At 61.9% G+C, this 15,577-nt stretch carries 11 protein-coding genes; 9 read left to right on the forward strand and 2 right to left on the reverse strand.

Annotated features, from left to right (window positions below):
- Nucleotides 1-5: 5 nt before the first annotated feature.
- Nucleotides 6-899 carry an esterase family protein gene (locus tag H6650_05835; protein MCB8951517.1) on the reverse strand — a complete coding sequence of 298 codons (894 nt, stop codon included), beginning with the start codon at nt 897-899 and terminating at the stop codon, nt 6-8.
- Nucleotides 900-1,178: 279 nt separating this feature from the next.
- Here H6650_05835 and H6650_05840 point away from each other — a divergent pair, with 279 nt between their 5' ends.
- The 9 genes from H6650_05840 to H6650_05880 all read left to right on the forward strand — a co-directional run bounded on the left by H6650_05840 (nt 1,179) and on the right by H6650_05880 (nt 13,258).
- Complete coding sequence (locus tag H6650_05840) at nt 1,179-2,123, forward strand: LD-carboxypeptidase (protein ID MCB8951518.1); 945 nt, start codon at nt 1,179-1,181, stop codon at nt 2,121-2,123.
- Nucleotides 2,124-2,253: 130 nt separating this feature from the next.
- Nucleotides 2,254-3,249: an NAD-dependent epimerase/dehydratase family protein gene (locus H6650_05845; GenBank protein ID MCB8951519.1), complete on the forward strand. Its 996-nt coding sequence runs from the start codon at nt 2,254-2,256 to the stop codon at nt 3,247-3,249.
- 234 nt (nt 3,250-3,483) lie between these two features.
- Nucleotides 3,484-4,764 carry a hypothetical protein gene (locus H6650_05850; protein MCB8951520.1) on the forward strand — a complete coding sequence of 427 codons (1,281 nt, stop codon included), beginning with the start codon at nt 3,484-3,486 and terminating at the stop codon, nt 4,762-4,764.
- Between the two features lie 21 nt (nt 4,765-4,785).
- A complete protein-coding gene (locus H6650_05855) occupies nt 4,786-6,078 on the forward strand; it encodes a hypothetical protein (protein ID MCB8951521.1) in 1,293 nt (430 codons plus the stop codon).
- A gap of 122 nt (nt 6,079-6,200) precedes the next feature.
- Nucleotides 6,201-7,517, forward strand: a complete 1,317-nt coding sequence (locus H6650_05860; GenBank protein MCB8951522.1) for a sulfatase — start codon at nt 6,201-6,203, stop codon at nt 7,515-7,517.
- Nucleotides 7,518-7,555: 38 nt separating this feature from the next.
- Nucleotides 7,556-7,933, forward strand: a complete 378-nt coding sequence (locus H6650_05865) for a nuclear transport factor 2 family protein (protein MCB8951523.1) — start codon at nt 7,556-7,558, stop codon at nt 7,931-7,933.
- 27 nt (nt 7,934-7,960) lie between these two features.
- Entirely contained in the window at nt 7,961-9,457 is a 1,497-nt protein-coding gene (locus H6650_05870) for a hypothetical protein (GenBank protein MCB8951524.1), read from the forward strand.
- Nucleotides 9,458-9,485: 28 nt separating this feature from the next.
- Nucleotides 9,486-11,303, forward strand: a complete 1,818-nt coding sequence (locus H6650_05875) for an aryl-sulfate sulfotransferase (GenBank protein ID MCB8951525.1) — start codon at nt 9,486-9,488, stop codon at nt 11,301-11,303.
- A 116-nt stretch (nt 11,304-11,419) separates the two neighbouring features.
- Nucleotides 11,420-13,258, forward strand: coding sequence for an aryl-sulfate sulfotransferase (locus tag H6650_05880; protein ID MCB8951526.1), 1,839 nt, complete (start codon nt 11,420-11,422; stop codon nt 13,256-13,258).
- Nucleotides 13,259-13,387: 129 nt separating this feature from the next.
- Here H6650_05880 and H6650_05885 read toward each other — a convergent pair whose 3' ends face one another.
- A complete protein-coding gene (locus tag H6650_05885; protein ID MCB8951527.1) occupies nt 13,388-15,469 on the reverse strand; it encodes an alpha/beta fold hydrolase in 2,082 nt (693 codons plus the stop codon).
- Nucleotides 15,470-15,577 lie beyond the last annotated feature (108 nt).

Genomic DNA, 15,577 nt, shown 5'->3' on the forward strand with positions numbered 1-15,577 from the left:
GCTGCTCAAAACGCCCACGTCAGAAACTCAGGCAGCGCCCGCGACCACGTCTCATAATTGTGCTTGCCGCCGCGTATTTCCACGTAGGCGATATTCTGCCCCACCTGTCCCCCTTTTTCCTCCCACGCCGCAATCAGCTCCAGCGTGTCCTGAATGGCGTCAATCACGCCGTTTTGGTCCCGATCATCCCGCTCGTCACGGGTTCCGGCCTCGAACCAGCCGCGCAGCGCCGGTCGTGGCGCGCCATGACGCACCACGTCGTGCATGATGAGGGCGTTGGGCGTGACGGCGGTTTCCGCGGGCGCGGCGCGCCACCAGAAGGAGCCGGAGAAGACGCCGACGATGCCAAAGTGGCGCGGGTGGTTCCAGGCGATGTCGAAGGCGGAGAGGCCGCCGAGGGATGCGCCGAGGATGGCGGCGGAGTGGGGATGGGTGCGGAATTGGGTGTTGATTGCCGGCATCACCTCCTCCACCACAAACCGCGCATAATCCGCCGCCCGCGTCCCCAACCCCTGCGCGTTTGCCGCTGCCGCCGTGCCATACTCCTGCAAACGGTCCGCGTTGGTGGGAATCGCCACGGCAATCAAAGGGCGGATGCGCCCCGCCAGCATCAGGTCCGCCAACGTCTCCCGCAGCCTTAGCTGCTCCCGATCCTGCCCATCGTTTACGTACAGCACCGGGTAACGCCGCTGCTGGTTGTTGTCGTATCCGGGCGGCAGAAAGACGAACAGGTCGCGGCTGTTGCCCAAGTAGGCAGAGGCAAAATGAGGCAGCGTCACCTGCCGCACGCGGGCGCGCCGCTGCGCCGCCCGCCGCCGCGCCTGCCATGCCTGGAGCAGCAGCAACCCGCCGAGGCAGCCGACAAGCAAGTAGATGTCAGGGAGGAGGAAAGGGGGCATTGGTGGAATAATTAATTGGTGAATGGGGGAATTGTTGAATGGTTAATGAGGTTGGTAGGGCGGTGGATTAGGTTGTGGAGGAGATGGACTTTGGGAGAGGGTCGCCTTCCTCTCGGACTGGCGCAGTTTCCACAACTGCGCTATGCTGGTGAGCAGGCATTAACAATATTGACTCCACTGAAAAAAGGCCAAAAACCGGGTTTTTGCACATGAACCACTCTGGTAATTTCAGCCGAACAATCAAAAAACCCGGTTTTTTCAGTGAACTCAATTATTACAATGATCCAACATTTTTCCTCTTTGATCAAGCCGCCGCGTTTGCGCCCCGGTCAGACGGTGGGGCTGGTTGCGCCTGCGGGCTATCCGAAGGAGGCGGCGCGTATTGACGCGGCGGTGGCACGGATTGTCGCGCTGGGTTTTTCGGTGCGTCCGGGTCGATTTTTGCGGGCGCGGCATGGGTATTTTGCCGGCACGGACGCCGAACGAGCCGCTGATTTGAATGAGATGTTCGCGGATGGGGAAATTGCCGGCATTTTCACCCTTCGCGGCGGTTACGGTTCGTCACGCCTGCTGCCCCTCCTGGACTACGCCGCGATTCGCCGCCATCCCAAATTCCTCTGCGGCTACAGCGACATCACCGCCATCCTCAACACCATCACCCAGCGTACAGGGCTGGTCACGTTCCACGGCCCCATCGCCGACCAACCCTTTACCCCCTACGCCGTCGCCGAACTGGAAAAGATCGCTTTTTCGCCCAAAAGTCCCCTTTCCCTGGCGCAACCGGGTGAAACGGAGCCGCCAAACGGCGTGACCACGCTGGTGCAGGGCAAGGCGCGCGGGCGGCTGGTTGGTGGCAATCTGACGATGCTCACGCACCTGCTAGGTACGCCCTACATGCCCGACCTGGGCGGCGCGATTCTCTTCTTGGAGGATGTCCATGAGGCCGTTTATCGTATCGACCGCCTGTTGACGCAGCTTTGGTTGTCGGGACGTCTGGCGCAGGTGGCGGGAATCCTGTTCGGCCATTTCACGGAGGGTGGGGAAGCGGGGGCGGTGTCGTTGGATTCGGTGTTGCGGGAGCGGTGCGTGGGGTTGGGTGTGCCGGCATTACGCGGACTGATGATCGGCCACATTGCGGACAAGGCCACCCTGCCCCTCGGCTGCCTGGTCGAGTTGGATGCCGACGGCCAGACGTTGACCCTGCTAGAACACGGCGTCAGGTAACGCCATCGGGGGACGACAAAATCGCCCGGCGTTGCACCTATGATTTGTTCAGGGACAATCAAGCGATAAGGCAGCGCACACTATCCATTTACGCTTGAAAGCATCCATTCCTACGCGCACGGTGGGAGACATGAAAGATCAACCGCGAACGATACTGGTCACAGGGGCTGCCGGCTTCATCGGCGGGCATGTAGCACGACATCTCGCTGAAGATGGCTGGCAAGTAAGCGCCCTGGTGCGGGACACGCACGGCCCTTCCGTTGTTCCCTGGCCGCACCCCAATTTGCAGCGCATTCCTGGCGATATTTGCCTACCCGCCACCCTGGAAACCGCCTGCGCGGGCATCGGCGTGGTTTTCCACGCGGCGGCGGATACCTATCTGCAAGACCAGGAACAGGCCTGGCGCACCAACGTAGAAGGGACGAAGTTTGCCTATCAGGCGGCGAAACAGGCTCATGTTCGCCGTTTCATCTTTACCAGCACCTTTGACGTTTACCTCGGTCTGGACGTCTACGAAGATGAAGACACCCCACTCCATCCTTTTGGCGACGTTTACGCCGACGGCAAGATAGCGGCGGAAGCATTCCTCCTCTCCCAGGCCCCGCCCCCAGAAGTCGTTATCCTGCGCCTGCCGCCCGTATACGGTCCCGGTTCGCGGGAATGGACCGTCAACCTGTTGCGCGACGCCCAGGCCAATCGGCTTTTCCTTCCCGCCGGCGGTCGCGCCCCCTTCCCCTATCTCTACATCACCAATCTGGCCGATGCCGTGGTCGCCGTGGCCGCCGCGCCGCACGCCCACGGCATCTACAACGTCCTCGATGGGCGCACCACTTACGCCGACTACTGGCGGTTTTTCGCGCAACTTGCCGGGCGACCGACCCGCCCGATTCCCTACTGGCTGCTTTATGCCGTTGCCTCAGGTGTGGAGTTTTTCAGTCGCCTGGCGGGCAAATGGACCGTCCTCTCCCGTCGCCGCGTTCGCGCCGTCTTTGGCGGCGGGCGGCGTGGCTTTCCCAGCGCGGATCGCTTTCAGCGTGACTTCGGCTGGACGCCGCGCGTAGACCTGGCCGCGGGCCTGGGCCACAGCGAAACGTGGCTCCGCCAAAATGGCTTTATCAACGGGTAACAATCACCCGACGGCAACCAACCGCCAAACCGCAGCCGCACTGCCAACGGCCAACTATCAACCGTCAACTTCTTTTGGACACTGGCGTTTTTGGAGTGGGGAGTTCAGCCGATCGACATATGGCGGTTTGACCCGGCTAAAGCCGCGACTCCGGCCACCATATGTGGATTTCGCCAGACTCCAGCTTCTTTTTGAAAACTCGCCCCACAAGGTATTCTCAAAGGAGGCGCAAAGATGGCGAAGATTCTCTTCGTGACACTCCCCTACCCGGGTTGTCTTCATCCTCATTTGGCGGTGGCCGTTGCCCTGGCGCGGCGCGGACACGAAGTTGCCTTCTTCACCGGCGCGGCCATGCGCCATCGCGTTGTGGAGGAAGCCGGACTGGCGTTTTTTCCCTTTCCCGCGCCGTTGGATGCCCATTATGCCGGCCTGATCACGTCACCCACGGAGAGCATTGGGGCCAACTGGTCACGGCGGGGCTGGCTGCGGGGACGCCTGCGCGCCTTCTTCGCGGATGCGATGCCCATGCAGTATGATGGGCTGGTGGAGACGCTGGCCAACTGGCCGGCGGACCTGATCGTTAGTGATCCGGCCATCTGGACGCCTTACATGATCCTGGCGGAGACGCACCGGATACCCGTGGTCATTGTCTCCTATGTGTTGGGCAACAACCTGGCCGGGCCGGGGATTCCGCCCATGGGGATGGGTTTGCGCCCCCCGCGCCATTTCCTGGAGCAACTGTACAATCGCGCGGCGGCGCAAGTGATGGCGTGGTACATGGGCGAAGTGCGGCGTCCGGCGAATGCGTTTCGGCGGGGTTTTGGCCTGCCTTCCGTGCGCGGGCCGGTGATTCAGTTGGGTGAGAAGTTGCCGTTGTTTATTGTGCCGGCATCTTCCGAACTGGATTTTTGCCGGCAAGACCGCCCCGGCAACGCCCACTACGTCGGACCGCTCACCTGGTATCCACCGCGCCCCCCGACACCCTGGCTCGACGACCTCCCACACGACCACCCCTGGGTCCATGCCACCGAAGGCACCATCCACTTCCACGACCCCGTCGTCCTCAAAACCACCGCCGCCGCCCTGGCCAATCAGCCCGCCACCGCTATCATCACCACGGGCGGCAATCGGGAGCCGGACGAGGCCGGCCTGGTTGGATTGGCGGACAACGTGAAAGTAGCCCGCTGGATCAACCACAGCGAACTACTGCCGCGCATTGACTTGCTCGTTTGCACCGCCGGCTCCGGCGTCATGCTGGCGGCCCTGTATGAAGGCGTGCCCATCATTGCCGTACCCACGGAGTGGGACCACGTGGACAACGCGCAGCGCCTTGCCTATACTGGCGCGGGCATTCTGCTGCCGCGCAAGCAGTGCCACCCGGAACGGCTGCGCCAGGAGATATTCCGCGTATTGCAAACATCCGCCTACCGCGAAAACGCCGCCCGCGTCGGCGCCGGCCTGCGTGAACTGGGCGGCGCGGAACGTGCCGCGGACCTCATCGAAGGCATTTTGTAGCGCGAGACCAGGAGCAACCCAGTGGCGAAAATCCTCTTTATCACCCTGTCCTACCCCGGCTGCCTGCATGTGAACATGGCCGTGGCTCATGCCATGTCCAGACGCGGGCACGAGATCGCCTTTTACACCAATGAGCCGGGCCGCGCGCGCGTGGAGGCGTCCGGCTTCACTTGTTTCAGCTTTGACCCGGCGCTGCAAGCCGGCTTCGACCACATGGTGGTGTCAGACGACGTCATGGGCGGCACGATAGGACGTATGCTCCGCTTCCGCCAATACATGCGCCGCGCATTTGTGGACCCCATCCCGCGGCAGGTAGCGGGCCTGGAGGCGGTCCTGCGCGATTGGCCTGCCGATCTGGTTTCCTGCGATCCCGGCATTTGGGGATCATTCCTGATCCTGGCGGAGAAACGCCCCGACCTACCCATGATTTTGTTGTCGTACATTGCCGGCAGCACCGTTCCCGGACCCGATGCGCCCCCTCTGGGATTAGGCATGGCTCCGCCGCAAAATTGGCGCAGTCGTCTCGCCGCCTGGGCCGGCACGGTCGTCCTCAACTGGTACATGTCCGACGTGCGCCGCGCTGCCGGCAAAATGCGCCAGCAGTATGGATTACCTCCCTTCCACGGCCCCGTCATCCAACTGGCGCACGACCTGCCCCTTTTCATCATCCCCAGTTGCCCCGAATTTGACTACAACCGCGGCGACTTGCCCGCCAGCGTCCACTATGTCGGCCCCTTGAGCTGGTTTCCGCCCGTGGCTCCCCCCGCGTGGCTGGCGCGACTCCCCCGCGACCGCCCCTGGATACACGTCACGGAAGCATCCGAAGCCGGGCAAGACCCCGTGGTTATCCGCGCCGTCATCACCGCCCTGGCCGACCTGCCCGTTCAGGTCATCTTCACGACGGTGGGCACACGCCAACCGACGGAAATGGATCTCGGCCCGCTGCCTCCCAACGTCGTCGGCGCGGACTGGATCAACTACAGTGACCTGCTGCCGCTGGTGGACATGGTGGTGTGTACCGGTGGCTCTGGCACCATCCTGGCTTCTTTGCAACAGGGCGTGCCGGTGATCGCCATCCCCACCTGGGATCATGGAGACAACGCGCAGCGCCTGGTGCAGGTGGGCGCGGGCATCCGCCTGGATTCGGCCCGGTTCACGCCCGCGGACGTTCGCCAGGCGGTGCAGCGCATACTTGATGACCCGTCCTACCGCGAAAACGCCCGCCGCATGTCATCCTATCTCAGCCGGCGCGGCGGTGCGGCGCGGGCGGCGGACTTAATCGAAGGCGTGCTGGCCGACCGCCAGACAGTGTGACGCGCCTCACAAATGATCAGGGGTAAGCGTTCAGACCCCAGGATTGGTTCATTCTGCAAGAATGGACCAATCTGCGTAACTACCGGGCCAGATTGGCCCCATTTCACTATCAGGAAAGGCACATGAGCGAGAAATTCAACGTGATGCTGATTGTCATTGACGCCCTACGCGCCGATCATCTGGGCTGCTATGGCTATTCCCACGCTACCAGCCCGACGCTGGACGCACTGGCGGCGGATGGCGTCTTGGGGGAGAATCTGTTTGCGCCCGCTATTCCCACGCAGCCCTCCTTCACCACTCTCTACACGGGACAGCATCCGCTCACCCACGGCGTTATCGCGCATGGGGGCGAGGCGATGCTTGCGCCAACCGCGCCCAGTCTGGCGGAGCATTTTTTGCACGGAGGCTACCACACCTGCGCCGTGGATAATCTTTGGCGGGCGCGTCCCTGGTTTGGGCGCGGGTTTGTGGATTACCTGGACCCCAGCCTGAAGCATACGCTCCCGGTGGCCGTCACCTGCGAAGAGATGAACGACAGCATCATCAAGTGGCTGCGCGTTTTTGGCGCGGACCCGTTCTTCATGCTGATCCATTACTGGGATCCCCATTATCCGTTGTTGCCGCCGCCGCAATATCGCGGGCGGTTTTATGATGGGCGGAATCCCACGGATCGCGGCAATCACTCGCTGGACAGGTGGTGGCAGCATCCGGTGGGTCTGCTGGCGCGGAATACGTGGCTGCGGACCCCCGCCGGGCGCATCACGGATGCCGACTACGTGCGCGCCCTCTATGATCAGGAGATTCGTTATGTAGATGATGGGGTGAGCAGCTTGATGCAGGCTCTGGAGGAGATGGGGCTGTCGCAGCGCACGCTGGTGCTGATTATGGCGGACCACGGGGCCAGCATGACGGAGCATGACATCTTCTTTGAGCATTATGGCCTTTATGATGCCACGACGCATGTGCCTTTGATTGTGCGCTGGCCGGGGCATTTGCCCGCCGGTCGGCGGCTGCCACATCTGCTGCGCGCCAATGACGTAGCCCCGACGTTGTTGGAAGCGGTGGGATTGCCGGCAGCGAGAGGGATGGAGGGAACGAGTTTCTGGCCGCTGCTGACCGGAGAGAGTGACGAGGGCGGCCATGATTGGGTGATCAGCCTGGAATGTAGCTGGCAGGCGAGTTGGAGTTTGCGCACGCGGGAGCATAAGTTGATTCTGAATCGGGAGTTGGATCCATGCCGGCATTTCTGGCCCTCCCGCGAACTCTACAACCTGCAAAAAGACCCCCTGGAAACACACGACCTGGCGCAGACGGAAACCCACCTTGCCGACGACATGACAGCCCAGTTGGAAGCGTGGATCGCGGCAGGCGCGGCGGCTGCCGGGCTGCCCGGAGACCCGGTTGCCGCACAAGGGATTACCCTGGGTCGGCGCGGCTGACCGCACCGCGCGCCAGACCGGACGTGGAGGTGACTTTGATGAGCGAAACAGACCTGATGGCCGTCGTGCGCGACTATCTGGCGGCCATGGAAAATCGGGATATGGAAGCGTGCCTGGCATTCTTCACCGACGACGCGGAAATTGATTTTCAGGAAGGGCGCTTTGTGGGGCAGGAGGGCGTGCGCGAATGGCACGAAGATCGCTTCCTGGCCGACCTGCGCCTGTTGGAAATTGAGGAGATGCGCCGGGAAGAGACGGACCGGGTGGTGGTGGACGTGGTGGTTGCGTCGGAGGCGCTGCGTGTCTGGCGCATGGACCGCCTGGCCGGGACGGTGACGTTCGCGTTCCGCGGCGACAAGATTCAAGAAGCGACGTTTGGCCTGCGCATGTACAACGAAGGGCTGTGGCAGGTTTGAGAAGCGGTTGATAACCAACGGGAACCCATGAATAACCAGGAATTGACGCACTATCAACGGTATCGCGGGTATCTGTTCGTGACACAGTATTCGTGCAAGGTGTTCGCGGATTTGGCGCGCCTGTTGTGGCGGGCGCGGCGGGGGGAGCCGTCCCGTCCGGGGGAGGCCCTGGGCGAGTCAGGGCCGGGAGCGTCGCCAGAAATTATGCCGCCGCTGCGAGCGGAGGATTTTCGCCAGGTAAACGAGGCGGGTTTTGGCGAACGCTGGAATACGTGGTTGTGGTCTATGGTCTGGTGGAAGGGGCGGTTATATGCCGGCACAAACCGTGCCTACCCCTGCGTCGAATACTTCAACGTGCACACCGTCGTGCCCCGCTTCCAGCGGTATCCCCCTCGCCTCGATCCCGACCTTGCCGTCGGCGACTGTACCCCCTCCCCCTACGATCTCCCCCTGCAAGCCGAAATCTGGTGCTACGCTCCCGCAGCTCACCAATGGCAGCGCATCTTCCAGTCACCGCGCAGCGTCCCCCTTCCTCACCTGCCCGGCAAAACCATTGCCCGCGACCTCGGCTTTCGCAACATGCTTCTGTACACCGAACCGGACGGCACGGAAGCCCTCTACGTGGCCGGCGTGAGTACGCGCGCCGTGGACGCCCTGCTGCCGCCGCCCCGCCTGCTGCGTTCGACCGATGGCCGGCAATTCACGGAAGTCCCATGCCGGCCGGGCACCGTCCTCGGAGACATAAGCGGCGTCTCCTACCGCACCATGACGCGCTACAAGGATCGCTTCTACGTCATTGCCGGCGTCCTGTATGGTGACGGCGTCCTCCTGGAAGCCGACCATCCCGCCCTGGGCAACAACGCCTTTCGCCAGGTGTCGCCGCCCGGTATGCGAATTTTCGAGATGGTTCCCTTCAATGGCTGGCTTTACCTGGGATTGCGCGACCCCCTGCATGGCTACTCCGTCGTGAAGACAAAGGCGGAAGGGGCGCCGCCGTATCGGTTCGAGACCGTCATTCCGCCGGGCTGTTTCCGCCATATCACGCGCAGCGGCAGCGTGGTGTGCATGGCCGTTTTCCGCGATGCCCTCTACGTGGGCACGGACGCCCCCGCCGAATTGCTCCGTATCTTTCCCGACGACGAGTGGGAGCTGATCTGCGGACGCGCTCGCGGCACGCCACGGGGTCGCAAAGCGCCCATCAGCGGCCTGGGAGATGGCCTGGGGTATCCCCTGAACCGCGTCTTTCAACGGATGCAGGTCCACAATGGCTGGTTATACCTGGCCGCCGTCAACTTCTCCACCAAGTTCCGCCGTCTGTCGCGGTTGGGCCGCTTCTTTGACGAGCGCGCGGGTTTTGGCCTTTATGCCACGCAAGATGGCGTCCATTTCCTACCGGTTACGGTTGACGGATTGGGCGATTCGTGCAACTATAACGCGCGCACGCTGACGCCCACGCCTTTTGGCATGTTTTTGGGAGCCATCAACGAGTATGAGGGGGCGAAGGTGTATTTGGGAGATGGATAAGGCGTGCCGTGGATGGAGGATTTTGCTTATGCGACGCACGCTTTATGGTCTGATTGTACTCATTCTGTTTTCCTTTTGCCTGACGCGGTCATTTATGCCGGCATCCGCCGCCCCCCAACTCCAACTCACCCCGGACCTTCCCTCCGGGCAGTATGTGGGGACGCCCGTGACCTGGAGCGTGGCGACGGACGAGACGGACCCGGTTGATTTTGCCCTCATCGTCACGCCGCCCGGCGCGCCGCCGCGGATCGTTTATGACTTCACCACGCGGCGCACGTTTGGCTGGACGGCCCTGGCGGATGGCTTGTGGCATGTGCGCGTGATGATGCGTAATTTGCGGACAGGCGAACTGACCTCGGCCTCCGTTGATTATGAGATCATGCCGAGGGCGGTGGCGGCGCCCGTGGTCACGCCCACGGATAATGCTTTGATTGCCCTCTACAGCGCCCCTTCCTGCGCGATAGGGAAGCAGATGCGCCTGCTCTTTCGTCCGGTGGCCGGCGGCGCGGAAACGATCATCCCCCCGCGTGCGTGTGCCCTGGACCAGAGCATGAATTTTTATGTTGCCGGCATTCTTCCCCAAACTCCCTATATCGTTGTACACCAGATTCTCGACGCCAATGGCAACTACCTGAGCAGCGGCCCTCCGCGCTACTTCACCAGCGGCGCAGTCTCCCTGCCCCTTCCCGATAGCGTTGTCCTCCACCCCCCAGACGCCGCGACCAGCCTGGCCGAAGACATCCTGCTCCACTCCCCCGCCGCGTCTGTGCCCGAATTCCCCGGCATTGTTCCCTTTGCCACGGACCTCTACGGTCGCCCCATTTGGTACTACGAAAAACCGGCCCCCTTTTCCATGACCTTGTTTCAGATCACGCCCGAAGTCACCCTCTTTGCCTCTCGTGGCGGCAACGACAACGCGCGCGCCATCTACTGGATGGAAATAGACGTGGCCGGCAACATCGTGCGCGAAACCAACGTCCACAGCCTCAACATGAAACTGGCCGCGCTGGGCTATCCGCCCATGAGTGGTTTCCACCATGATTCGCGCCGCCTGCCCAACGGCTACACCGCGATTCTGGGCATCAGTGAACGACTGTTGTACGATGTGCAAGGGACCGGATGGGTGGATATACTGGGGGACTATGTACTCGTTTTAGATGAGCAAATGAACCTGGTTTGGGTTTGGGATTCGTTTGACCACCTGGATGTCGAGCGCCGGGCCGTGCTAGACGAAAAATGCCTGCAGACGGATGATTGGTGCGTGCCCCTTTACCTGGCGGACGAGGCCAATGACTGGCTGCACACCAACACCGTTGCCTATTCTCCCGCGGACCACAACCTGATCCTGTCGCTTCGCAATCAGGATTGGGTGGTGAAAATTGACTATCAGGACGGTCTGGGAAGCGGAGACGTGATCTGGCGGCTGGGCAACGAAGGTGATTTTACGCTTCTGGGCGGAGGTGACGATCCCTGGCCCTGGTTCAGCCACGCGCATGACACAGTCTTGCTGCCGGATGGCGTCATGCTCCTTTATGACAATGGCAATACGCGCTGTGAGCTGGATGGCCTTTGCTACAGTCGCGGTCAGGCCTATCAACTAGACGAGGCGAACCTCACGGCTACGTTGTTCGTGAATGTTGATCTGGGGGAGTATGCCAAAGGGTTTGGCAGCGCGCAGCGGCTGCACAACGGTGATTACGCTTTTTTGTCGGGCACGCTGGTGCAGCATCCCGCTCATGCGGTCGCTACGGAACGGTCGGTGGATGGCCAGGAGACATTTGCCATCTGGGTACAGACGCCGCTCTACCGCACCTTTCGTTTGCCATCCTTCTACCCGAATCCGTAACGACTAACGCGCTCTGGAGATTGGACCAATTTCACCGGAGAAAATTGGTCCAATCCGTTACCTTAATCCTATGAACGGACTTGTTCGTTCAAATCCCGAAAATTGAGGGTTTGCTTATGCGACGTAAAATTCTGGGCTTGATAGTCGCCTTATTGTCCTGCATGGGTGTGGCGACCATGCGGACAGCCTCCGCGCTGCCACTTCTGCAACTCACCCCTGATATTCCCTCCGGCCAATACGTAGGCACGGACATCACCTGGATCGTCGCCACGGATGAGGTGGACCCCGTCGATTTTGCTCTTTCCATCACGGCCCCCGACCAGTCGCCGCGCCTGATGTACGATTACACGCCCGAAACCGCCTTCGCCTGGACGCCCATTGACGACGGCCTGTATACGTTTCAGGTGACCATGCGCAACCTGAATACGGGGGAAGTGACCACAACGACCGCGGATTTCGACATTTCGCCGCGCGCGGTGGCGTCGCCCGTCGTCACGGCCACGGGCAACACACTGCTGGCCTTGTACAGCGCGCCCGCCTGCGCGCCAGGGGAACAAATGCGCGTGGTTTTCCGCGATGCCGCCGGTGGCTACCCCACGGTTATTCCCCTGCGTCCCTGTCTCAATGGGCGCAGTATGAATTTCTATATTGCCGGCATGAAACCCCAAACCACCTACTACATCATCAACCAACGCTTCGACGCCAACGGCGGCTACCTCGGCAGCAGTCCCCTGCGCGCCTTCACCACCGGCACAGTCCCGCTCAACTTGCCCACGCGCCAGGTCACCAACCCCAGCGACCCACTCACCAGCGGCACGGAAGACCTGATCTTCCACTCGCCTGTCCTCATGGCCCCCAACTGGCCGAACGCCCCGTTCGCCACGGACATGGCCGGGCGCATTATCTGGTACAACGACAAAATCAGCCCCAATTACGCCAACGTTTTCCGCATGACGTCGGAGGGCACGATACTCCAGGACATCGGGGATGGCCTGCTACGTAGCAAAGTGTGGCAAGAAGTAGACCTGGCCGGCAATGTTGTGCGCCAGACCAGCGCCTACAGCATGAACAGGCAGTTGGCCGACCTCGGCTTTCCCCCCATGGGCGTCTTCCACCACGATTCCCGCCGCCTGCCCAACGGCTACACGGCGGTGCTGGCGACGACCGAACGGCTGATGACGGACGTGCAAGAGCCGGGGGAGGTGGACATCCTGGGGGATTATGTCCTGGTGCTGGATGAAAACATGCAACTGGTGTGGGTATGGGATAGCTTTGCCCACCTGGACGTGTACCGCAAGGCGATTCTGGACGAGAAATGCCACGCAGTTGACCCCTGGTGCCTGCCGCTTGACCTGGCGGATGTGGCAAACGACTGGTTGCACATCAACTCCATTGATTACACCCCCGCCGACCACAACCTGATTTTGTCCGTTCGTCATCAGGATTGGGTGGTAAAGCTCGATTACCAGGATGGCGCGGGCAGCGGCGCGGTGGTCTGGCGCTTGGGCGACGAGGGGGATTTTGCCCTGGTCGGCGCGGACGGGGAGCCGTGGCCGTGGCTGTCTCACTCGCACGATGCCAGCCTCATCGCGCCGAACACGTACATTGTCTACGATAACGGCAACACCCGCTGCGACGTGGGCGGCGACTGCACCAGCCGGGGGCAGGTGTACACGTTGAACGAGGCGACGATGACGGCCACGCTGGTGCGCAACCTGGACCTGGGCTACTATGCCAATGGGTTTGGTACGGCGCAGCGGCTGACCAATGGCAATTACGCCTTTACCTCCGGGACGCTGTCGCTGGTGGCGCCGACGCAGGGCGTGATGAGCGAAGTGACGCCGGATGGCGTGGAGACGTACGCTATATTGGTGAACACGCCGCTCTACCGCGCCTACCGTATGCCTGACCTGTACACCTTCAGCGGCGCAATTACGTTGAGCGAAGACGATTAGGGCGCATCCCTCAATTCCAATGTCAGATTGGTTCATTCTCCAAGAATGAACCAATCTTGGGGGTAATTGAATTCCGACGCGCACTTCGTCATCAGCTTCCGGGAAGGCGGTCGTGAATCGTTGCCTGCTTTATTGCACGGTGAGGGCGGCAAGTGCCGGCAAAAAAACCGCCTCATACAACCCATCACGATCCGCCGGCGTGCTGATCAACAGCACCACATACGCATACCCGGCATCATCCGTCACGGCAATGTCCACCGGCAGCCCCTGCACATCTCCCCCGTACAACGACCACACCCGCGCCCCATCATCATACGTGTCGCGCGGCTGCGCTACGTCCTCCAGCCCTAACTGACCCGCCAGCAGCGTCAGCAATGCCTCGCTGTTTAAGCCCGGCGCGGCCTGGAGCACCAACGCCGTTTGGTCCAGGGCATTTTGCCCACGGCCAAACGCGCCGTTGCCCAAATCCTGCCAGCCCTCCGGGACGATGCCCTCAATGGTGGCAAGGCCGTACACGTCCACCGTAAACGGCACGAGCGTGATGGCTTCCTGCGCCCCGCCCGCGCCGACGATGAAGGCGGGCGCGCCCAGGTCGGCGATGCAGGTGTCGTTTGGCGATTGAGCGGGATCATCCACGAAGGCCAGGACCATCTCGCGGGGGCAGTCGCCGGAAAGGCTGACGCCGTGCCCCATGCCGGGGAACCCGAAGAAGAAGCTGTGGCTCAGGTCTTGCTGCGCCATTTGCCCCCAGGCGGGCGGGGTGATGGGGTCGTATTCGCCGGAAAGGATGAGGGTGGGGATGTCGCTGTGGACGGGTTGGTTCTCGATGCTGCCGGCATTGCCGGCATTCCACATCGCGCACACCTCCTGAGCCAATTCACCCGTACCGATGCTCTCTTGCACAAACGCGGTCAGCTCCGGGAAATCCGGCGGTGGTTCGGGGGTGATGGGCTGGCTGAAGGCAATTTCCTCGTGGCATTGGACGGAATACTGCATCCCGATGCTGAAGAATTCGTTGGCGGCGAGAAAGGAGGAGAGGAGGGTGCTGAGGTCAGTGTAAATGCCGGCATCTACATCCCCCACCAGTTGCGGCAACAGCGGAATCACCTCCGTCTGGTACAACGACTGAAAGATCACGCCCAGTAAATCCTGTCCATTCACCGTCGCCTCGTATCGCTTCTGCGTAAAAATATCCGTCACCGGAACTGAGATCGGCTGCGCGTCTAGCCGTGCCACCAGATCAAACAGCGTCCCGCGCAAATCCGGGAAAGCCGTCGCGCACGCTGTATTCGTCGTGCAGCCGGCAAGGAACACCCGCAGCGCCCGCGCGAAGTTCTCCCCCGTCTCCGTCGTCAGGTCCACTTGCAGTGGATACGTCGAATCCAGAATAACGCTACGAATCCCCTCCGGGAAGTCGCGCATGGTCGTCAACGCCAGCCGCGTGCCATAGGAAACACCCAGCAGGTTCCACTGTTCGTACCCCAACGCGCGGCGCAGATCGTCCAGGTCCGCCGCGCTGGCCGCGCTGTTGTATGCCGCCAGATTGGCCCCTTCCTGCACCAACCGCGCGTGGCATTCGTCCAGGGCGGCCATCACCTGCGCCGCTTCCTCCGCCGGCGTGGGATTCTCCGCCAATGTGTCAAAAACCAACTGTGTATATTCCGGGCAGGCCAACGACGGCTGCGAATAGCCCGTTCCTCGCTGGTCGAACATCACCAAATCCCGCTTTGCCAGCAACGGCGCAAACCGTTCCTCAAAAACCAGCGGCAGCGCCTCCAGCGCGTCCCCGCCCGGTCCGCCCTCCAGGTAGACAATCGGATCGGGGGCCGGATTAGGGCTGTCGCTGGCGAAAACGGCGTACTGGATGACGATCTGGTTGCCATCTGGTTGGGCGCGGTCTTCGGGGACGGTGATTGTGCCGCAGCGGACCTGGCGCGGCTGCGGCAGGTCGAATGGGCAGGCGGTTGTCTCGGTTTGTGGCGCGGTCACCGCGGTGGGCGCGGGCGTTTCGGTGGGAACCGGCGTGTTCGTGGGCGCGGGGGTGTCGGTGGGGATGACGGTGGGGGTGGAAGATGCCGGCATTTCCGTCATCGGCGCACTCGTGGGCGGAATTGACGTGGGTGTGGGCGTACTCTGTTGGCAAGCCGCCAGCAGCAAGCCCAACCAAACCACCATCCAAAAGCCGGTCATTTTTTGTATAAAACGAGTCATCAGTTGCTCCTTCGTAAATAATCTTCCCGGAAGCTTCATCACGGATGATGGCCCTCGGGAGTAGCTTCCGGGAAGATGTTCTCATTGATGGGGGTGCGCCGCGGCGCA

This window comes from Ardenticatenales bacterium (assembly GCA_020634515.1).
Classification (GTDB): domain Bacteria; phylum Chloroflexota; class Anaerolineae; order Promineifilales; family Promineifilaceae; genus JAGVTM01.